This is a genomic window from Collinsella sp. D33t1_170424_A12, assembly GCF_015554865.1.
Lineage (GTDB): Bacteria > Actinomycetota > Coriobacteriia > Coriobacteriales > Coriobacteriaceae > Collinsella.
The window spans coordinates 1-17,637 of sequence record NZ_JADNJJ010000123.1 but is presented as its reverse complement, the minus strand read 5'-3'; the positions used below and the strand labels follow the sequence as shown (position 1 = coordinate 17,637).

Sequence of the window (17,637 nt, the reverse complement as noted above, 5' to 3'; positions counted from 1 at the left end):
CCATAGGGCCGGGCGAGGGGCGCGTTGCAAGCAGCTGCTCCCATGCGGCCACCTTGTGCTCGATGGCGGCAGCCAGCTGAACCCGCAGCTCATCGCGTACCGGCAGCTCCACGCCGGACCGCTCGGCGGCACCGGCGAGCACGGGCATGTCCACGCTCAGCGTCACGCTGGCCGCCGGCCCCGCCTCTCCCGCATGCGCGTGAACGCCCACCTTGCCCATGAACAGGTCGAAGTCGAACGAAGCGGTGTCGGCGCTCATCGCCTCGCGCGGCTTCTCGCCACCCGGCTCGGCCTCCCGGGCGCGGCGCGCCACCAGATCCGCCGGCCAACCGATACCCACCTGCTTACCCATGCCCAGGCCGTGCAGGTACTCCACCACGCCCATCGCGCACACCTGCGGCAGCGCGATGAACTCCATCATCTTCACCTTGGGCGTGAGTTCGAGCTCCACGCACAGCTGGTCGACCTCGGCCATCTTGCACCAACCTTTCCATAGGGCTCCGTCGCCCAACAAATCAGGGCGACCCGCTTGACGCCGGGCCGCCCCTTCGTTTCCAATCGAATGCCGCTCCAACCGGCCGGCGCGCTACATAGAGCCGAGCTCGCCCACCACGTGACCCACGCGGTCCTCGGGCTCCTTCACGTCAACGCCCTCGTAGCGGAAGAAACGCGCCGGGTCATGCATGAGGTCCTCGAGCGGCACGAGCACGAAGTCGCGCTCGCCCAGATACGGATGGGGCAGACGCAGGCGGTCGCCGCCGTGCACCTCGCCGTCCATCCAGAGCAGATCCAGGTCGATGATGCGCGGGCCGTTGGCGCGCGCGGCGTCCGAACGGTCGCGCCCCATGCGCTCCTCGATCTTGAGCAGCTCGTCCAGCAGGATGAGCGGCGCCAACTCGGTCTTGATCTCTATGACGGCGTTGGCGAAGGCGTCCTGGTCCTCCTCGTACGCGGGCTCGCTCTCGTAGATGCGCGAGCAGCTCGATACGCAGGTCATGGGGATTGCCGCGATGAGCTCCTTAGCGGCGCGGATATTGTCGGTGCGCTTGCCCAGGTTCGACCCGATGGCCACGAACGCGCGGCGCGGCTGCGGACGGGCGATGGCCCAGAAGCCGTTGAGGAACTGCGAGAAGCCCCGTACGTCGTGGACGCGCACGATGTTGGCGCCCAGCTGGATGGCGCCCAGGCACACGCCGTACGTGGCGGCGTCGCGCTCGCGCGCATCGGCCACGCCCGAGACGGCGCCCACGAAGCGCTTGCGGGAGACGGCGCACAGCAACGGATAGCCCAGCGAAGCGAGCTTGGCGGTCTCGCGCTGGATCACGATGTCCTCGTTTGCCTCCTTGCCGAAACCCGGACCCGGATCGATGCAGATGCGCTCGCGCGCCACGCCCGCGTGCATGAGGGCGCGCGCCTGGTCGGACAGGAAGCCCATGACGCGGCGCATGATGGGGGCGGAATCGGGCAGGGTGAAACGCCGGAGCTGCGAGGTGGCGCCGGTTGCGGCGTCGCGGCGGGCCGAGCGCGCCATGATGGCGGCCAGCTCGTCGTTCGCATAGACGCCGCGCTTCTGCTCCTCGGTCTGAGCGGCGGCAGCGGCTACGGCGGCGCGGGCGCTCGACGCGGACGTATCCCGCGGCTCGGCCTCGGGCGCGGACTCGGATGCAGCGGCCTCGGAGCCGTTGGGCACGTCGGAGAACGGAAGCTGGGGCTGCACCAAACCGCCCAGCACGCCGCCCTTGCGGCGCGGGTGGGCGCTCTTGGCAGCGGCGGCAGCCTTCGCGGCGGCCGCGGCCTCGGCCGCTTCGGCGGCGGCGCGGGCCTTTTCGGCAACGAACGCGGCGGCGGAGGTGTCGAGCTGCACGGGCGTATGGCGGCGCTTGGGCTCCTCGGTGAGGTCGCCCGCGTGCATGACGATCACGCCGCAGTCGCTCGAAGCCACGAACTCGACCATCTTGGGATCGGTGAATCCCGTCACATCGTTGACGATGGACGCGCCCACGCGAACGGCGGCCTTGGCCACGTCCACATGGCGCGTATCGATGGAGACGATGGCGCCCTTCTGCGCCAGGGCGCGCACGACGGGCAGCACGCGCTTCGCCTCTTCATCGGCGCTCACCGGGGTGAAGCCCGGACGCGTGGACTCCCCGCCCACGTCGATGATGTCGGCGCCCTCGTCGAGCATCTTCAGGCCGTGCGCGATGGCGGCATCGGTATCGAAATGCTCGCCGCCGTCGCTAAAGGAATCCGGCGTAACGTTGAGAACACCCATGATGCGGGGACGGTCGAACCGAAGCTCGAACTTTCCGCAACGCCATGTCTTGGTATCGTTTGCCATGAACATCCTTTCGCCTTCATAAAAACTCACTCTATTGTATCCAGCTTCGGCGCCTTACCCCCGAATCAATGAAAACACTGGCGAAAAACGAAGCCGGCCGCCGCGAACGGCAGCCGGCTGCAACGACAGGCGGTTGTGCATCAACCCGAACGGCCGGGGACAAAAAGCGAGCTAGAAGTCGAACGCCTGCGCGATGTCGCACGAGATGAGCACGTCGGCGCGGCCGTCCTGCGCCGTCGCATCGCGATTGACGATCGCAAGGGCGTCTCCCCCGAAATACCGCGTCAGCCCCGCAGCGGGATACACCACCAGCGACGTGCCCCCGATCACGAGCGCGTCCGCCCGGGAGATCTCCTCGATCGCACCTGTAAGCACGCCTTCGTCGAGCGGCTCCTCGTACAGCACCACATCGGGCTTGATCGAGCCGCCGCACACGGGACACGTCGGCACGCCGCGCGCATCCTCGTGCCCGCGCGCCATGATCCACGCGGCGTCGTAGACCGCCCCGCAGGAACGGCAGATGTTGCGGTGCACCGAGCCGTGCAGCTCGTAGACGCGCTGCGAACCGGCCGCCTGATGCAGGCCATCGATATTCTGCGTCACCACCGCGGAGAGCACGCCGGCGCGCTCGAGCTCGGCGAGCTTGACATGGCACCGGTTGGGCCGCGCGTCCGGCGCAATCATCTTCTTCCGATAGAACGCGAAGAACTCCGCTGGATGCGCGTCGTAGAAGGTGCGGGAGAGAATCGTCTCGGGCGGATAGGAAAACTGCTGGTTGTAAAGACCATCCTGGCTGCGGAAATCGGGAATGCCGCTGGCCGTGGACACGCCGGCGCCGCCGAAGAACACCACGCGCTCGTGCGTATCGAACAGGCGCGCCAGCGCCTGCCGCGCCTCGCAGGCATCTGATATGGGTCGGGTCAAGGCTCCTCCTTGTTACCACTCGCGGGGCGAAGCATTTGAGAAGAGATACTCCTCGGGGTCGGCGGTCATGCTCGGCAGCCGCGCCCACGGATCGTCGGCCAGGTCGGTATCGACCGGCCCGTCGACCGGTTCGTCCGCCGGTTCTCCGGCCGGTTCGTCCGCCGGCTCGTCCACAGGTTCCCCAGCTGGTTCGTCGGCTGGTTCGCCAGCCGGTTCGTCGCCCGGTTCGTCGGCCGGTTCGCCCGCAGGTTCGCCCGCAGGTTCCCCAGTCGGTTCGTCGCCCGGGTCGTCGGCCGGTTCTCCATCCAACACGTCATCGGACTCGTCGGCGGGCTCGACATCGGGCTCGTCGGCGTCGTCGAAACAGGCCGTATCATCGTCGAGACCAGCATCCTCGCCGCACGCGCGCTCGTCGGCGCCGCCATCCAGGTCGCCTCGATCGTCGGCGGCCGCCTCGGCGCGCGCGGCCAGACGCCACACCGCCGCTGCCGCCGCGCTCAACACAAGCGCGAGCACGCCGAAAAACAGGTCGAACGCCTTGATGAAACCGGCGTCGAACGCGCTATCCGCAACGCCGAACGTCGAGGTTGCGACCCCTGCGAAGATGGCGGCCGCGGGTGCCAGGGCCGCTGCGGCGAAAGCAGGCATACGGCGCGGGGCGATGCACGTCCACAGGCCCAGCACCCCCGCCGCCAGGAACAGACCGAACAGCGCCAGGGCGTAGGCGATGATGACGCGCGTCCCATGGACCTCGGCCTCGCTGAACAAGCCGCTGATAACCGCGTAATGAATCCCGGCAAGCGCCAGGTACACCAAGCTGGCGGCGATAAGGCACGCGCAGCCCATCTTGATAAGAAACGTCAGACACCGTATCCAAAGCGCAGCGTCATCCTCGTGCGCCAAACCCATGCGACCATCCCCCGATCGTGCGGTAGCCACTGGTAACGAATCCCGTCGCGCCCCCTGAGGCGCGCGGTTATTCAAGTATAGATGCCGCCCCTTGGGAATAGTCAACAAACTTGCTTGCAATTTTGTCATTTACAGCAAGCCGTTCTATCGTAAGCTATGGCTAACAAAAAACGCCGCGCGCCCCGCAACCGCAGGGTGCGCCCCTTCGATCTATACGGGAGAACCCATGAGCACCCCCACCCGCACGTACAAGCTCGCCTCGTGGAACGTCAACGGCCTGCGAGCCGTCCTCAAGAAGGATCCGAGCTTCACCGATATCGTCGCCCAGCTCGACGCCGACATCCTGGGTCTGCAGGAAACCAAGCTGCAGGAGGGCCAAGTCGAACTCGACCTGCCCGGATACCACCAGGTTTGGAGCTACGCCGAGCGCAAGGGCTATTCGGGCACCGCGGTGTTCACGCGCGAGGAGCCGCTGTCGGTGCGCCATGCCGACGACGTCCTGCGCGCCGGCCGTCTCGCCGGCCTCTCCGACGACGCCCTCGAGCTGGTAGCCGTCGCCGCCACCGAGGGGCGCGTCTGCGCGCTGGAGTTCGACCGCTTCTGGTACGTGGACGTCTACACCCCCAACGCCCAGAACGAGCTCGCCCGCATCGACACGCGCATGGCCTGGGACGACGCCTACCGCGCGTTCCTCAAAAGCCTCGAGGACGAGACCGGAAAGCCCGTGATCACCTGCGGGGACTTCAACGTGGCGCATGAGGAGATCGACCTTAAGAACCCCAAGAGCAACCGGGGCAACGCGGGCTTCTCGGACGAGGAGCGCGGCAAGTTCTCCGAGCTTCTCGACGCCGGCTTCACCGACACCTGGCGCTCCCTCAACCCCGGCGTGGAGGGCGTGTACAGCTGGTGGAGCTACCGCTTCAACGCGCGCAAGAACAACGCGGGCTGGCGCATCGACTACTTCCTGGTGAGCGACGCCATCGCGTCCAACATCCGCGACGCGCGCATCCGCAACGATATCTTTGGATCCGATCACTGCCCCGTAGAGCTGGAGGTCGAACTCTAGCCGCGCAGCCTTGGGCGGAACGCCCGCAGCACCCAGCCTCACCGAGCAACGCGAAACGCGGCCGCGCACCAACATGGGCGCGGCCGCGTTTCGCAAACGGGCCCACGCGACGCGGGCCGAACCACCATTCCCGTCAGATGCCGTATTTGCGCACGACCCGGCCGATACGCCGGGTCCACGGCGCATAGAGCGCCGCCAGGAACACCGAGGTGGCGAAACCGTGCATGAGGTCGAACGGCAGCGCCATGGCCACGCGCGCCAGCGCGCCCGGCCAGGTAAGCGGGCGGACGTAGGCAACCACGTCGAACGCGTTGATGATCACGCCGTAGAACAGACCCGACAGGAAGCCGAACGGGACGAGCAGCGCATAGCGCACGCCGCCATTCGGCTTCTGGAACAACCGCAGGCGCGCCAGAACGCCGCCCAGATAGCCCACGGCTCCCCAGGCATACATCTGCCATGGGGTCCACATGCCCTGACCAAAAAAGAAGTTGCTGGTAAACGCCGCAAGCGCGCCAACCATGAACCCGCTGCGCGGACCCAATGCGGCGCCGGCGATGATGGCTATGGCCGACACGGGCTTGAAATCGGGAATGGCGCCGAACAGGATGCGCCCCGCCGCCGCGAGGCTCGCCAGCACGAGCGTGGGCATGATCTGGCGCAGTGCCGGCTTACCCGCCTCGTAACCGGCGAAGAACAGCGCGAGCACCAGGCCAACGACGAGCAGCATGACGAGGCCCGCCTGGTCGATACCGCTCAGGGCGGCGGCGACCATGCACCCCGGCACCGCCAGGAGCAGCGGCAGCTCGAGCACCTGAAGGGCCCGCGACGCCCCGCGGGCGAGGCGGGCGGCTGCGGGCATGCTAGGGTCGGTAGTAGACATTTCCGGTAAAGAACTCCCCACTCGGTTGCGTACAGGCGATCTGGCCGTCGAACACCATCGACACGTCGTCGGCGACCTGGTTCACGAAGTCGAGGTCGTGCGTGGCCATGAGCACGGTCACACCATGGTCGCGGCACCAGACCAACGCGCGGGCCATCAGCCGGCGCGAAGCCGTGTCGAGCCCCTTGGTGGGCTCGTCCAACAGCAGCAGCTCGGGCTTCACCAGCAAGAGCTTGCCCAGCGCCAGCAACTGCTGCTGGCCTCCCGACAAGTCGTACGGATGCAGCGCGGCCGCATGGACGAGCCCCAGGTGCGCGAGCATATCGTCCACGTCCGCGCGACCATAGCGCCCACCGCCCGACCACTCCATAAGCTCGTCGTCCACCGTCTCCTCGGCAAACAGCGCGCGGGGATCCTGCGGTAGCAGCGCCTTGGCCTCCGTGAAGCGCGACACGGCACCGCGCTGGAGCCGGCGCGTGCCCGCCAGGAGCGACAGCAGCGTGGACTTGCCGCAGCCGTTGCCACCCACCAGCGCGTGGATCGCGCCCGGGCGCACCACGAGGTCGATACCGCGAAGCACCCATGCGGTATCGCGCCCATAGCGAAACCACCCGCGAGACACGCTCGCCGCCGGCTGCTCCGCGCGGGCGCGGCGGCCGCCACGTCCGGCGGGGGCACCGGCGGCCGCCCGTTCGAGCTCCGCGCGGACGCCCGGGCGGCATCCGTCGACGGATTCGAGGAGCCGCGGGCGAACATCGAGCTCGGACAGGTCCTCGACGGGCGCCAGCGAACCGTCGCGCAGCCGAAACGCGCAGGTCGCGTAATCCAGCATCGCGCGGGGCTGGTGCGTGGCCACCACCACCGTGCAGCCCAGCTCGCGGTTCACGCGGAACAGCGCGTGCAGGAAGGTCTTCTCGGCGATCGGGTCGAGCTGTGCCGTGGGCTCGTCGAGCAGCAGCAGCTCGGGCTTCATAACCAGCGTGGACGCGAGCGCGAGCAACTGCTTGCGCCCGCCTGACAGCGTGTCCGTCTCGCACCGAAACCAATCCTCGATACCGAAGAAATAGCTCGTCTCCGCCACCAGGCGGCGCATCTCGTCCTGCGGCGTGCCCAGATTCTCCAGGCCGAACGCCATCTCGTGCCACACGCTCTCGCAGACGATCTGGTTGTCGGGGTTCTGGAACACATAGCCCACGGTGCGCGCGGACTCCGCCACATCCATGCCGCACGCGGGGCGTCCGTTCACCAGCACCTCGCCCTCCCGCTCGCCGGCGGGCGCGATCTGCGGCTTGGCCAGGCTCAGCAACGTGGACTTACCCGAGCCCGTATCCCCCACCAGCAGCGCGAACGAGCCGCGCGGCACCCGCCAGCTCACGTTGTGCAGGACCGGCTCCTCGGCACCGGCGTAGGTGAAGGAGAGGTCGCGCACCTCGAGCGCGCATTCCGCCGCTTCCTCGAACCCCCTCCGGGTTGGCTCGCTCATGCGAACCGCCTCCTTTCGCACAGATGGAGCGCTGCGGGCAGCAGCATCCAAGCGGCATACGGCACGTATCCCCACCAGGGCACCAGCCGACTCATCACGGGAAAGAACGAATACTGCGACGTGGCCGCCCAGGCTAGAAGGCCCACGGCCGCGCCGCCCGCCAGCAAGCCCGCCAGCGCCCAGGCGTCGGCCCGGGTGAAGCGATACCGCGAGAACGTGGTGCGCCGGGGGGCGCCGCCCCATCCGCGGGCCCGCATGGCATCGGCCGTCTCGAGCGAATCCTCCATGCCCCAGCCCATCAACACGCTCGACAGGCGCAGGCGCTCGCGCACCAGCTCCCCACGGGTGCGGCCCGGAACGGCCACGGCGCGCTGCGCAGCAAGCACCGCGTCGCCGCGTCGCAGGAACCGCGGGATCAGGCGCATGGTCATCGAGACCATAAGCGCGATCACGGGTGCGGCGTTGCCGAACAGCGCCATCACCTTATCGAACGACAGTAGCGACGCGGCCGCGCGCAGCCACGACGCACTCGCGATGAACAGGGCGCCCATGGCGGCGCCGTAGCACAGGCTCTCCAGATACACCGCGCGCACCCCCAGGCGGAACAGCTCCGTGGAGCCCGACGCCGAGAAGACGGGGTTGAGCAGCGCGATCACCGCCACCACGGGCAGCTGCCAGCGCAAGCCCGCCAGCGTCTCGCGCACGCCGCGCGCGCAGCAGCCGTAGGCCAGCGCGCCCGCCAGCGAGAGCGCGATGAGGACCGGCTGGAACGAGAACATGGTGAACGCCAGCGTGAACGCCAGGTAGACCGCCGGCACCGCCGGATGCGCCGTGTCGAACGCGGTGTGCTCGTCCGCCGGCGGCACCGCGTATCCCCCCTCGGACCCTACCATGCGGCGCCGGGCCCGCGGTCGAGGTCGTCCCCGTCGTCCTCGCCATGCTGCTCGCGCCACTCGTCCACGCCCTCGTCGCGGCGCTGCCTGCCGCCACGGTTGCGGATGAACGCATAGAGGCCGAACGTGGCGGCCAGGAATAGCGCCCCCACGCCCACGCCGGCGCCGTTCGGCAGCGTTATGCCCGCGAGCGCCGATCCCAGGGTGTCGATTCCCTCGCTGCCCCCCACGGGCGTCGCGGCGGAACGGGCCTCGTCAGGAGCGAGGGCCGTGAGCAAGCCGCCCTTCGACCCGTTCGAGGGAGCCGTCGCCAAAAAGAGCGTGCCATCGCGGTTGACCAGCGGCTCCGTGCGCGGTATGGCGCCGGACGGGTTCCACAGCTCGGACGCCGCGCACGCCGCATCGGCGCCGTCGACGCCCTCGATCGCCGCAACCGCCCCCGACGCGGCGACGGCGTACAGCGTCACGACCGCATCGCTCGCTCCGCACACCACCGCCAGCAGCGGAGCCGCCGGCGTCGGCAGCTCGCCGCCCACCGGCTCACCAACCTCGCCGGCGCCGATCCGATCCAGCGCAACGTCCAAACAGACCGCCGCGTCCACCGGATCGCCCGTGCGCCGAGCCCAGAAATACGCATGCCCGCGCGCCACCGCCGGGGCGAACGGCAGCAGGCGCCAGGGAGCGCCGGCGGCGGCGAGCGCCGACGTCCCGCCCAGCTCCAGCCGTCCATCGACGGCCCGCAGCAGCGAAACCGATCCCGACGCGTCGCCCACGGTCCAGGACGCGGCGGCGAGCGGCTCCACGGACAGCCCCGTTCCGCATTCCGCGATGCGGCCCTCGATCGCCCCCGCGAGCATAATCTCGTCCGAGACCTCGCCGGACGCGATGTCAACCAGGCGCGCCGTCGAGCCCCCGTCGAGCAAGAGCAGCCCCTCCCCTGCGGCAATGAGGCGCGGCGCGGGCGATGCGGGAGCCCCGGCGCCCACGGGAAGGCGCGCGCTCCAGAAGAGGGAGCCGTCGATGCCGGCGAGCGAGAACAGCTCGATGCCGAGCGCGGCGCCGGATGCATCCAGCGCGACGAGCGCCGCGTGAAGCGCGCCGCCCAAGCTCACCACCTGGGACGACATGCCCCACGACGCGGCGCCCGCGGGAAGGGCGGGCGCCGCGGAGACCCAGGCCGGCGCGAGCTCCTCGTCGAACACCGCCACCTGGCCCGTCTCGAGCACCACCGCCAGGGAGGCCTCCGCGAACACCGGCTGCGCGCCGGCGCAGGCGGGCGCGGGAAGCTCCGCGGCGCCCAGCAGGTCGCCCGTCGCGGCATCGCGGCGCTCGATGGACGCGCCCGCCAGCACGTAGAGCATGGCCTTCTGACCAGATTGGCGCAGGACGAGCGCATCGGTCGGGGCCGCCAGGCCCGCGGTCCAGGCGACCTCCGGCGAAGCGGGCGACTTCACGGGCACGGCTCCCGACGCGATGCTATGGCGCGCGGTGCTGGCATAGCCCGCCCACGCGGTATAGGGGCCGTTGAACTCGGCCGAGGTCTCCATCGTCTCGGGCAGCTCCTCCACGGCGGAAGCCGCCTGGGCGCGAGCGGGGGCCGCGAGCATCGAGCCCACCGCCGCCGCAGCGCCCGCCAGGACCGCGCGGCGCGTCATGCCGCCATCCACCGCCGCGCAGCCGCCTGCGCGACCGTCCGCCCGATGCTCCTTCGGATATGCCATGGAGCGACCCCTCCATCTCCCTGCAAGCGCCGCCCGGCGCCCTTAGCTTTCTCGTCCCACCATTGTATCCACCGCCGGGCCGCGGCCCGGCCGCGCACCGCGCCCCGGCCCCGCACGCCGCCAAATCCCTATTGTTTGCGAACGCGCGGCATATGCCGTCCGCGCCACGCGGGCTGCGCTATCATCGAATCGACGTGGCGCTTTCGCGCCGCACGCATTTCCGCACGCCATACGAAGGAGTACGCATGAACGCAACCGCGATCGTTCTCGCTGCCGGCGAGGGTACTCGCATGAAGTCGAACCACGCCAAGGTCTCCCACCAGATCCTCGGTAAGCCCATGATCCGCTGGGTCGTCGACGCCACCATCGCCGCTGGGTGCGAGCGCGTCGTCGTGGTCGTCGGCAGCCACGCCGACGAGGTCCGCGCCATCCTGGCCGACGCCTACGCCGACAGCCCCGTGAGCGTCGAGACGGTCGAGCAGACCGAGCGCCTGGGCACCGGCCACGCCGTGCGCGTCACGCTCGAGGCCACCGGTATCTCCGACGGCCCCGTAGTGGTCCTCAACGGCGACCTGCCGCTCATCCAGGCCGACACCGTGCGCCTGTTCGCCGAAACGGTGGCAACCGGCGAGCTCGCCGCCACCGTCCTCACCATGACGCCGCCCGATCCCTTCGGCTACGGCCGCATCCAGCTGGATGCCGACGGCGCCGTCGAGCGCATCATCGAGCAGAAGGACTGCACGCCCGAGCAGGACGCCGAGCTGCTGGAATGCAACGCCGGCTGCTACGCCTTCGACGGCGCGCTGCTGGCCGCCCACATCGGCGAGGTCACCAACGACAACGCGCAGGCCGAGTACTACCTGCCCGACATGCTCGAGATCCTCAAGCGCCACGGCCACGCCGTGAGCATCTTCCACTGCGAGGACTACCGCGACGGCCTGGGCGTCAACTCCCGCGTCCAGCTCGCCGAGCTCACCGCCATCGCACGCGACCGCATCAACGAGCGCCTCATGACCGAGGGCGTCACGTTCATCGACCCCGCGCAGGCCTGGATCGGCCCGGACGCGACCATCGGCCGCGACACCGTGGTGTGGCCGCAGACCCACCTCATCGGCACCTGCTCCGTGGGCGAAAGCTGCCAGCTGGGCCCCAACACCCGCCTCACCAACACCCGCGCCGGCAACGGCTGCGTGATCGACGAGACCATCGCCGTCGACGCCGTCCTCGAGAACGATGTCGAGTGCGGACCGCGCGCCTACCTGCGCCCCGGCACGCACATGCTCGACGGCTCCAAGGCCGGCACGCACGTGGAGATCAAGAAGTCCACCATCGGCGAGGGCTCCAAGGTCCCGCATCTCTCCTATATCGGCGATACAACCATGGGCGCTGGCGTAAATGTCGGCGCTGGTTCCATCACATGCAACTATGATGGTAAGAACAAGCACGCAACCGTCATCGGCGACCGCACCTTCATCGGGTCAGATACCATGATGGTCGCGCCGGTTCGCATCGGGTCCGACGCCATCACCGGCGCGGGCGGCACCATCACCAAGGATGTTCCGGACGGCGCCCTCGCACTCGAGCGCACCGACCAGCGCGTCCTGGAGGGTTACACCGAGCGCAGGCGCGCTCGTCTGTAATACGTTTAGGCAGTCAAGGCAGCAACTACAAAAAGGAGCAAGGGAAATGCCGACAACCGATCCCAAGAAGACGGTGGATATGAACAAGATCCTCCGCGTCTATTCGGGCTCTTCCAACCGTCCGCTCGCAGAGAAGATCGCCGGCCTGCTGGGCGTCGAGCTCTCGGGTCTCACCCTGAAGCAGTTCGCCAACGGCGAGATTTACGCGCGCTACGACGAGACCGTCCGCGGCGCCGACGTGTTCCTGATCCAGTCCGTTGCCGGCGCCAACGTCAACGACATGCTCATGGAGCTCCTCATCGCAACGGATGCCGCTAAGCGCGCCTCCGCCCGCTCCATCACCGCCGTCATCACGCACTACGGCTACGCCCGCCAGGACCGCAAGGCCGGCCCGCGCGAGCCCATCACCGCCCGCCTCGTGGCCAACCTGCTCGAGTGCGCCGGCGTCGACCGCATCATCACGCTCGACCTGCACCAGGGCCAGATCCAGGGCTTCTTCGACATCCCGGTGAACCATCTCTCCGCGCTGCCGCTGTTTGCCGACTACTACGACGCCATGGGCTTCGACACCGACAACCTCGTGGTCGTCTCCCCCGACGTGGGCCGCGCCAAGGCCGCCAAGAAGCTCTCCGACATGCTGGGCTGCAGCCTGGCCATCGCCCACAAGGGCCGTCCGCGCCACAACGCCGCCGAGGTCATGGGCATCATCGGTGACATCAAGGGCAAGACCTGCATCATCAACGACGACATGATCGACACCGCGGGCACCCTGTGCGCCAACGTGAAGGAGCTCAAGGCCCTGGGTGCCGGCGACATCTATGTGTGCGCCACCCACGGCATCTTCTCCGGCCCCGCCATCGAGCGCCTGAACGACGCCCCCATCGTCGAGTGCGTCGTCACCGACGCCATCCCCGTCGAGGAGACCGGCAAGATCAAGACCATCTCCGTGGCCGGCGAGTTCGCCGAGACCATCAAGGCCGTGTACCACGAGCGCTCCGTCTCCACCCTGGTGGGCGGCGACTTCGCCCTGTAGGCACGACACGCCGACGCATCGCGCGCCATGCGAAGAGGCTCGAACGACCACGCGTCGTCCGAGCCTCTTTTTCATTCCGTTGATACGGGCGCGCTACAGCACGTACTCCAGCTGGCAATCGGCCGGCGCCTGATGCACGTGGTCGTCGCTGTACTCCGTTGCCTCGACGCAGCCCATGGCCTTGTAGAACGCCTGCGTCTCCACCGCCGAATGCGAGGAGATATAGAGCTTCTTGATGCCCAGGTTGCGCGCGAAGTCGGCGCTGAGCAAGAAGAGCACGGCACCGATACCGCATCGGCGCATATCGTTGGAAACGTGCAGGCTGGTGAGCTCCATGTACTGCGATTCGCTGCCAAACGCCTTGCGCTCGACCGAAGCGAAGCCCTTCAGGACGTCGTCGACGAACGCGCCCCACACCACGCCGCCGGTCTCGACGGTGCGCTTGAGGCAGGAAACCAGGAACTCGTAATCCTCGGGCGTCCAGTCGTCCACGCCCGGATCGGCCAGGACCCTCCACTCGCCATCCACCTTGCGGCGGCAATCGGTCACGACCTGCTTGCGCTCAAATTGATCAAACAACTCAACGCTAAGCTCGCTTTCGGTGAGCTCGCGATACTGCGGCATAGCGCGCATCCTTTCGAATCTGTGCAACGTCTGTTCACTATAGTACGGTGGATTGCATGATTTGGCAAAACGAATCCAATCAGCTTGATGCTATCGCCCGCGATCGAAGCGTGCGCATTATCAGCGCATTTTGGCAACGCGAACTTTGACAGCCGCGCGCCAGGCGTCACAATGGATAGCGGAATGAACGCGTACGAAGGAGAATCAATGGCAGCAGCCGCCCCCAAGAAGATCCGCATGGTTGCCGGTTTGGGCAACCCCGGCGACGAATACGAGCACACCCGCCACAATGCCGGCTTCAAGGCTATAGACGAGCTGGCGCGCCAGGCAGGCGTCTCGTACTGGAAGACGCAGCTGGGCGCCGAGGTCGCCGTCATAGCCGTCCACGACCCCGAGGCCGAGGGACAGCGCCGTGAAGTCGTGCTGGTGAAACCCCAGTCCTACATGAACACGAGCGGCGGCCCCATCTCCAAGCTCTGCACGCAGTACAAGGTGGGGGTTGAGGAGCTGCTGGTCATCCATGACGAGCTCGACATCCCCGAAGGCGACGTGCGCGTGAAGGTGGGCGGCGGGCACGCCGGGCACAACGGCCTGCGTTCCATCATCGACAAGATGGGAGGCCGGGACTTCAGCCGCATCCGCGTGGGCATCGGCAATCCTCCCGGCCGCATGCCCGTAGCCGATTTCGTCCTCAAGCAGTTCCGTCCCAAGGAACTCGACGAGTTCGAGGCCACTTGCGCCCGCGCGGCGGACGCCGCCGGCCTGGCGCTCACCCAGGGCGTCGTCTACGCGCGCGACCACGTGAACGGCGGCGCGGCCTCCAACGGCAGGCATTAGCCCGGCAGCCCCCGCCTGCCGCCGAATGACGGGGCGTCGTTGACCAGTTTTCGACTCGCTCGGTAGGTAACCCCTGCTACCACGGGGGTATACTTGATACTGTATGCGCGTTCGCACATACGACGCCGCATACGGACACAAGTGCCTGCAACATGGGCCGCCTGGGAGCGCCTGCCCCATTCGGTCCAAAAGGTAGAGAGGGGTTCTATGTTTGAAATCCTGAAGAAGACGCAGTTCTCGGAGAAGGTCTTCGAGTTCCGCGTCCACGCCCCGAGGATGGCCAAGAAGGCGCACGCCGGCCAGTTCCTCATGGTACGCATCGACGAGACGGGCGAGCGCGTGCCCTTCACCTTCGCCAACTGGAATCCGGAGGAGGGCTGGATCGAGTTCATCTTCATGGTCGTCGGTAAGACCACCGAGTGCCTCTCCCAGCTCAACGAGGGCGATTTCATCCGCGATATCACCGGTCCGCTGGGTCAGCCCACCGAGGTCGAGGGCGACTCCGTGGCCGTTATCGGCGGCGGCGTGGGTCTAGCCATCGCCTACCCCGTTGCACGCATGCTGTGCGAGCAGGGCAAGAACGTCTACGTGATCATGGGCGCTCGAACCAAGGACCTGCTCATCCTGCACGAGCAGTTCGACGCGCTGCCGCTCGCCGGCCTGTTCGTCACCACCGACGACGGCTCCATGGGCGAGAAGGGCGTCGTGACCCTGCCGCTCGCGCGCCTGTGCGAGACCGACTCGATCGATCACGCCTTCTGCGTGGGCCCCGTTCCCATGATGAAGTTCTCCTCCCTCACCTGCCACGAGCACAACATCCCCATCATCGCCAGCCTCAACCCCATCATGGTCGACGGCACGGGCATGTGCGGATGCTGCCGCGTCGAGGTTGGCGGCGAGACCAAGTTCGCCTGCGTCGACGGACCCGACTTCGATGCCAGCGCGGTCGACTGGGATGACCTTGCCGCGCGCCAGGCTAGCTACCGCGGCGAAGAGGCCGTATCCACCAAGCGTCACCAGGAGGCCTGCGCATGCCAGAAGTAAAGAAGTATCGCCCGAACATCGGCGCTCCCCGCACCGCTCCCAACGAGGAGCCGGCCGCCGAGCGCGCGTGCGATTTCCGCCCGGTCGACACGGGCTTCACCAAGGAAGACGCCATCGCCGAGGCCAACCGCTGCCTCGACTGCAAGAAGCCCCTGTGCATGCAGGGCTGCCCCGTCGGCGTGAACATCCCCGGCTTCATCGCGCGCATCCGCGAAGAGGACTGGGGCGGCGCGCTCGAGACCATCAAGGGCGACAACCTGCTGCCCTCCGTCTGCGGCCGCGTGTGCCCGCAGGAGAACCAGTGCGAGGGTAAGTGCATCCTCGGCCGCAAGGGCGAGGCCGTGGCCATCGGCCAGCTCGAGCGCATGGTTGGCGACATGGCCGGCGAGGTGGGCCGCGCTCCGGTGTGCAAGCCCAAGAACGGCAAGAAGGTCGCCATCGTGGGCTCCGGCCCCTCCGGCATCGCCTGCGCCGGCGAGCTCGCCCGCGACGGCTTCGACGTCACCGTCTTCGAGGCCTTCTTCACCGGCGGCGGCGTGCTGACCTACGGCATCCCCGAGTTCCGCCTGCCCAAGGCCATCGTCAAGCGCGAGATCGACGGCCTGGAGCAGCTGGGTGTCCACTTCGAGTACAACTCCGTTGCCGGCCGCCTGTTCGACGCCGACGAGCTCTTCAACGAAGAGGGCTTCGACGCCCTGTACCTCGCCGTGGGCGCCGGTCTCCCCCGCTTCCTCAAGGTCCCGGGCGAGAACCTCCCCGGCGTGTACTGCGCCAACGAGTACCTCACGCGTACCAACCTCATGCATGCCTACGACTTCCCCGTCTACGACACCCCGATCCGCCAGGGCAAGAACGTCGTGGTGTTCGGCGGCGGCAACGTCGCCATGGACGCCGCCCGCACCGCCCTGCGCCTGGGCGCCGACAGCGTGACGCTGGCATACCGCCGCACCGAGGCCGAGATGCCCGCGCGCCTGGCCGAGGTCCATCACGCCAAGGAAGAGGGCGTCAAGATCCTCGAGCTGGTCAACCCGCTCGAGTTCATCAAGGGCGAGGACGGCTTCGTCTCCGCGGTCGAGCTTGAGCGCATGGAGCTCGGCGAGCCCGACGCCTCCGGCCGCCGCCGCCCCGTTCCCATCCAGGACTCCGCGTATCAGATCCCCTGCGATGTTGCCATCACCGCCATCGGCACCATGGCAAACCCGTTTGCCAAGCTCTGCGCCGATGTCGAGCTCAACCGCTGGGGCCTCATCGAGGCCGATGAGGACGGCCGTACGTCCAACCCCAAGGTGTGGGCCGGCGGTGACATCGTAACCGGTGCCGCTACCGTCATCCTCGCCATGGGCGCCGGCAAGAAGGCCGCCGCTTCCATGAAGAAGGCGCTGCTGGGCGAGTAGTCGCACAGCGAGCCCTCTCGAGCCCCTCATTTGAGACGTCCGCTGGTTTTCCCAGCGGGCGTCTTTTGTTTCCACGGGCCGGCGCATCAATCCTGCGCGCACCCGGAGCCCTCTCCCCCGATGTGAGTGGAAAAATATGACACCCGCGTTACCAGGCCAAAATCGTCGTCAGGAGAGCACTAAAAGACCAGGTAGACAGCTGATGCAAAAGCGTATATCGACCCCCTTCGCAAAAATCCACTCACTTCGAGGGGGAGAGCCCTACGAAGCGCGATGAGCGTCCGTTTTTCAGGCCCCAACGAGCCTCGGCGCTGCGCGCCGATACCGTCTCGGCAAGGCACGCACGACCGCAAGCGGGATACACCCGCCCGTCCCCCGCTCGACGCACAAAAAACGGGAGGTCGCCCGACCTCCCGTCTTGCACCATGAGCTTCACAGAGCTCCATATATTTTGAACGGAACGAACCACGCCTCGATGCGGCTAGCGCCGGGCGTTCGCGTGCCCTACTCTTCCAGACCAACCTCATGGAGTTTGGCATTATAGGCGGCGGCGATCACGTCCACGCAGCCCTCGCGGCCGAGCTTGGCGCGGTTGACCACGATGTCCTTGCCGTCGCTCATCTTCCATTTGCCGGCAGAATAGCGCTTGTAGAACAGCTCGCGGGCGCGCTGCATCTCGCGCACCAGCTTGGCACCCTGCTTCTTATTGAGGCCGCGCTTGGCGCGCACTATCTCGACGCGGTCGTCGAACGGCGCGGTTACCAACACGGCGATGTGGTTGGGGTTATGGCGCAGCAGGTAATCCGACAGACGGCCCTCGATGATGCAGCTCTGCGTGGCACCCAGGT

15 protein-coding genes and 1 pseudogene are annotated in these 17,637 nt (G+C 67.7%); 6 read left to right on the top strand and 10 right to left on the bottom strand.

Annotated features, from left to right (window positions below):
- The 4 genes and pseudogenes from I2E26_RS05440 to I2E26_RS09165 form a co-directional block, all read right to left on the bottom strand.
- Nucleotides 1–475 (bottom strand): hypothetical protein (locus I2E26_RS05440; protein WP_195419915.1); only part of this gene is annotated, 475 nt, incomplete at its 3' end.
- Nucleotides 476–586: 111 nt separating this feature from the next.
- A complete protein-coding gene (folP, locus tag I2E26_RS05435) occupies nucleotides 587–2,338 on the bottom strand; it encodes a dihydropteroate synthase (protein ID WP_147587693.1) in 1,752 nt (583 codons plus the stop codon).
- A 171-nt stretch (nucleotides 2,339–2,509) separates the two neighbouring features.
- The gene (locus I2E26_RS05430; RefSeq protein WP_147587694.1) at nucleotides 2,510–3,262 is read right to left on the bottom strand and encodes an NAD-dependent protein deacylase; all 753 of its coding nucleotides are present in this window, start codon (nucleotides 3,260–3,262) and stop codon (nucleotides 2,510–2,512) included.
- Nucleotides 3,263–3,442: 180 nt separating this feature from the next.
- A pseudogene (locus tag I2E26_RS09165) lies at nucleotides 3,443–3,565 on the bottom strand (PT domain-containing protein); the annotation flags it as partial.
- Nucleotides 3,566–4,397: 832 nt separating this feature from the next.
- Here I2E26_RS09165 and I2E26_RS05420 point away from each other — a divergent pair.
- Nucleotides 4,398–5,237, top strand: a complete 840-nt coding sequence (locus I2E26_RS05420) for an exodeoxyribonuclease III (protein ID WP_195419913.1) — start codon at nucleotides 4,398–4,400, stop codon at nucleotides 5,235–5,237.
- Between the two features lie 133 nt (nucleotides 5,238–5,370).
- Here I2E26_RS05420 and I2E26_RS05415 read toward each other — a convergent pair whose 3' ends face one another.
- From I2E26_RS05415 to I2E26_RS05400, 4 genes are read right to left on the bottom strand one after another with little or no spacing between them, the layout of a single operon-like run.
- The gene (locus I2E26_RS05415; RefSeq protein ID WP_229056441.1) at nucleotides 5,371–6,120 is read right to left on the bottom strand and encodes a DUF6580 family putative transport protein; all 750 of its coding nucleotides are present in this window, start codon (nucleotides 6,118–6,120) and stop codon (nucleotides 5,371–5,373) included.
- The gene (locus I2E26_RS05410; protein WP_195419912.1) at nucleotides 6,101–7,603 is read right to left on the bottom strand and encodes an ABC transporter ATP-binding protein; all 1,503 of its coding nucleotides are present in this window, start codon (nucleotides 7,601–7,603) and stop codon (nucleotides 6,101–6,103) included. Before I2E26_RS05410 ends, I2E26_RS05415 begins: the two co-directional genes overlap by 20 nt.
- The gene (locus tag I2E26_RS05405; RefSeq protein WP_370551451.1) at nucleotides 7,600–8,469 is read right to left on the bottom strand and encodes an energy-coupling factor transporter transmembrane protein EcfT; all 870 of its coding nucleotides are present in this window, start codon (nucleotides 8,467–8,469) and stop codon (nucleotides 7,600–7,602) included. Before I2E26_RS05405 ends, I2E26_RS05410 begins: the two co-directional genes overlap by 4 nt.
- Before the next feature lie 20 nt (nucleotides 8,470–8,489).
- On the bottom strand, nucleotides 8,490–10,217 hold the full coding sequence (locus tag I2E26_RS05400) for a hypothetical protein (RefSeq protein ID WP_195419910.1): 1,728 nt from the start codon (nucleotides 10,215–10,217) through the stop codon (nucleotides 8,490–8,492).
- Nucleotides 10,218–10,462: 245 nt separating this feature from the next.
- On the opposite strand from I2E26_RS05400, the gene glmU reads away from it, so the two are divergent.
- Entirely contained in the window at nucleotides 10,463–11,857 is a 1,395-nt protein-coding gene (gene glmU / locus I2E26_RS05395; protein WP_195419909.1) for a bifunctional UDP-N-acetylglucosamine diphosphorylase/glucosamine-1-phosphate N-acetyltransferase GlmU, read from the top strand.
- Between the two features lie 46 nt (nucleotides 11,858–11,903).
- Nucleotides 11,904–12,890 (top strand): ribose-phosphate pyrophosphokinase, encoded by a 987-nt coding sequence (locus I2E26_RS05390; RefSeq protein ID WP_147587700.1) that lies wholly within the window; start codon nucleotides 11,904–11,906, stop codon nucleotides 12,888–12,890.
- Nucleotides 12,891–12,983: 93 nt separating this feature from the next.
- On the opposite strand, the gene I2E26_RS05385 is transcribed toward I2E26_RS05390, so the two are convergent.
- Nucleotides 12,984–13,514 carry a GNAT family N-acetyltransferase gene (locus I2E26_RS05385; protein ID WP_195419908.1) on the bottom strand — a complete coding sequence of 177 codons (531 nt, stop codon included), beginning with the start codon at nucleotides 13,512–13,514 and terminating at the stop codon, nucleotides 12,984–12,986.
- Nucleotides 13,515–13,721: 207 nt separating this feature from the next.
- On the opposite strand from I2E26_RS05385, the gene pth reads away from it, so the two are divergent.
- The 3 genes from pth to gltA all read left to right on the top strand — a co-directional run bounded on the left by pth (nucleotide 13,722) and on the right by gltA (nucleotide 16,789).
- Nucleotides 13,722–14,351, top strand: a complete 630-nt coding sequence (gene pth, locus I2E26_RS05380; RefSeq protein ID WP_195419907.1) for an aminoacyl-tRNA hydrolase — start codon at nucleotides 13,722–13,724, stop codon at nucleotides 14,349–14,351.
- Between the two features lie 207 nt (nucleotides 14,352–14,558).
- Entirely contained in the window at nucleotides 14,559–15,395 is an 837-nt protein-coding gene (locus tag I2E26_RS05375; RefSeq protein ID WP_195419906.1) for a sulfide/dihydroorotate dehydrogenase-like FAD/NAD-binding protein, read from the top strand.
- Nucleotides 15,383–16,789: an NADPH-dependent glutamate synthase gene (gene gltA / locus I2E26_RS05370; RefSeq protein WP_195419905.1), complete on the top strand. Its 1,407-nt coding sequence runs from the start codon at nucleotides 15,383–15,385 to the stop codon at nucleotides 16,787–16,789. Before I2E26_RS05375 ends, gltA begins: the two co-directional genes overlap by 13 nt.
- Nucleotides 16,790–17,293: 504 nt before the next feature.
- Here gltA and I2E26_RS05365 read toward each other — a convergent pair.
- Nucleotides 17,294–17,637: AAA family ATPase (locus I2E26_RS05365; protein WP_195419904.1), on the bottom strand; the 344-nt coding region annotated here is incomplete at its 5' end.

Coding starts and splice junctions, on each gene's coding strand:
- folP (WP_147587693.1), bottom strand. CDS start 2,338: ATGGCAAACGATACCAAGACATGGCGTTGCGGAAAGTTCGAGCTTCGG.
- I2E26_RS05420 (WP_195419913.1), top strand. CDS start 4,398: ATGAGCACCCCCACCCGCACGTACAAGCTCGCCTCGTGGAACGTCAAC.
- I2E26_RS05415 (WP_229056441.1), bottom strand. CDS start 6,120: ATGTCTACTACCGACCCTAGCATGCCCGCAGCCGCCCGCCTCGCCCGC.
- I2E26_RS05410 (WP_195419912.1), bottom strand. CDS start 7,603: ATGAGCGAGCCAACCCGGAGGGGGTTCGAGGAAGCGGCGGAATGCGCG.
- I2E26_RS05400 (WP_195419910.1), bottom strand. CDS start 10,217: ATGGCATATCCGAAGGAGCATCGGGCGGACGGTCGCGCAGGCGGCTGC.
- glmU (WP_195419909.1), top strand. CDS start 10,463: ATGAACGCAACCGCGATCGTTCTCGCTGCCGGCGAGGGTACTCGCATG.
- I2E26_RS05390 (WP_147587700.1), top strand. CDS start 11,904: ATGCCGACAACCGATCCCAAGAAGACGGTGGATATGAACAAGATCCTC.
- I2E26_RS05385 (WP_195419908.1), bottom strand. CDS start 13,514: ATGCCGCAGTATCGCGAGCTCACCGAAAGCGAGCTTAGCGTTGAGTTG.
- pth (WP_195419907.1), top strand. CDS start 13,722: ATGGCAGCAGCCGCCCCCAAGAAGATCCGCATGGTTGCCGGTTTGGGC.
- I2E26_RS05375 (WP_195419906.1), top strand. CDS start 14,559: ATGTTTGAAATCCTGAAGAAGACGCAGTTCTCGGAGAAGGTCTTCGAG.
- gltA (WP_195419905.1), top strand. CDS start 15,383: ATGCCAGAAGTAAAGAAGTATCGCCCGAACATCGGCGCTCCCCGCACC.